This window comes from Bacteroides sp. ET225 (assembly GCF_024733745.1).
In the GTDB taxonomy this organism is placed as follows: domain Bacteria; phylum Bacteroidota; class Bacteroidia; order Bacteroidales; family Bacteroidaceae; genus Phocaeicola; species Phocaeicola excrementipullorum.
Genome location: NZ_JANRHN010000074.1, coordinates 1 through 1,996 on the forward strand (window position 1 = coordinate 1; position 1,996 = coordinate 1,996).

General features: G+C 46.5%; 2 protein-coding genes. Both read left to right on the top strand.

The annotated features are described in order from the left end of the window. A partial coding sequence (locus tag NW212_RS15120; protein ID WP_258339441.1) for an ABC transporter permease occupies nucleotides 1-328 on the top strand: 328 nt, incomplete at its 5' end. A 33-nt stretch (nucleotides 329-361) separates the two neighbouring features. Continuing rightward, nucleotides 362-1,951, top strand: a complete 1,590-nt coding sequence (locus NW212_RS15125; RefSeq protein WP_258339442.1) for a hypothetical protein — start codon at nucleotides 362-364, stop codon at nucleotides 1,949-1,951. Nucleotides 1,952-1,996: the final 45 nt, after the last annotated feature.

Consider the following 1,996-nt stretch of genomic DNA (forward strand, 5'->3'; position numbering starts at 1 on the left):
TGTGTTCGGGCTGACCATGTTCGAGAGCGAATACCGACGCAAGGAAATCGGCATCCGCAAGATCTTCGGCAGTACCACGGGGGAAATTCTCCGCATGTTCAACAAGCGTTACCTTTATATATTGATAGGATGCTTCGTCGTAGCCGCGCCCTTCGGGTGGTGGATCGGCCTCCACTGGCTTGAAGGCTTTGCCGAGAAGGCTCCCATCAGCGCATGGATATTTCTTATCTCGTTCCTGCTTGTCACCGCCATCACTCTCTTTACGGTTACGGTTCAGAGCTGGCGGACGGCGAGAGAGAACCCCGCAAACTCTATCAAGACGGAATGAAATAGAATGTAAAAACATAAAATGAATTTGTGTATGAAACGGATATTCATGTTTTTAGGTGTAATGCTGTTCTTTTTGTCGAGTGTCTTAGCCCAGTCGCTTGCTGGCTTTCAAACAGCGCATATAGGAAAGCAGGTGAAAGAGTTTTCGCTTGATTCGATAAACTTGTCTTCTCCTCTTGATTATTACTTGTCAAGGGCATGGGTGATGTCTTCGGGAAAAAGGAAGCATTGGACGGATATATCAACATTTAAATTCTCTTTTGACAATAATGCGCCTGATGAGAAAGTCAGCGATGCTTCCCGTTCCCGTATTTTGAACGAGTATATTGACAGTATCGTGTCGTATCGGGATTCGGTGGCGATTATTGTCACTCACAACATGGGAGAGCCATACATCTTTTGTAATTATTGCTGGATTGAGGACGGACGTTGGGTAAATGGCGGTCAAGGGTTGGTGAATCACTCGGCTGAAATCAGTAAAGAACTTCAGCAGAAGTTGCTCAGAAGTTATGCTAACTTGAAGCGGCTTCATTTAATAAGGAAGCTTCCGGCTTCGGCTAAGCCTTTTGCTGATTTTCTTGGGCAGGTCACCCAATCACCTGAAGCTTTTTTGTTCGATATGCTTAAGTCGCATAAACTGGTAATAAACGGAGAATATCATCGGAGAAAAGTATCGTGGGACATGTTGAAGCGTTTGATCGCCTTGCCCGGATTTGCTGATGTCGCAGGTGCTGTCTTTATGGAACTGCCATCGTGGTGCCAGCCGAAGATGGATGCGTTTATGAGAGCTGATAAACTTTGCGGCGAGATGGTTTTGGACATCTTCCGAGAGGAGCAGATTTACGGATGGTGGGACAGGGGTGAATATGAGTTTCTTTGTTCGCTCTGGCATCTTAATCATCGTCTTCCGGAGGAGAAACGAATAAAAGTTGTTCTGGCAGATTTTCAGCTTCCTTTTTCGAGAATAGCATCGCATGATGAGTTTGTGGCGGAAGACAGTGTAAGCGAAGACCGCAACACCCACATGGCAGATGTTATTTGTAAATGGTTTGCGGAGCAAAGAGATTTTCGCAGCGCATTGTTTCTCGTGGGATGCGCTCATGCATACAAGACATCGGTTCCTGGGATTGCTTCAGCTCCTGACGGAATGAGGCCGTCCCGAACAGCTGGAGCACAGCTGGCAGAACGCCTTGGAATGGAAAATGTATTCACTGTTTTTCAGCACGTCCTGACGAGCGATAACGGAGGAAACAATAAATCGCTGATACGGGGAGGCGTCTTTGACAAGGCTTTTGAGCTGAACGGAAACCGTGCGGTGGGTTTTGCGCTTAAGGACTCCCCGTTCGGCAAAGAGCCTTTTGACGGGATTTATGAAATGAAGTTTGATGCAGAAGCTGGAACATACGCTGACAATTTCGACGGCTATCTGTTCCTGCATCCTCTTGCTGATGAGCCGAAAGCAATACCTCTGACTGAAGTCTTCTCGGATAAGTTTGTAGAAGAGATGAAGCGGAGAGCACGCTATATGGGTAACGGTGAGAGAAAGGGAATATGGTTTGGGTGTACAGCCGACGAACTTACCAAAGAATACATCGTCGAAACGCTTCTGGAGGAAGATTGAATCGTTCTTCCTGGTTATAAAAGCGGAAAAATGAACGGTTAATAA

Bases quoted from the DNA above. Each gene is read 5' to 3' on its own strand.
- NW212_RS15125 (WP_258339442.1), top strand. From the start codon at position 362: ATGAAACGGATATTCATGTTTTTAGGTGTAATGCTGTTCTTTTTGTCG.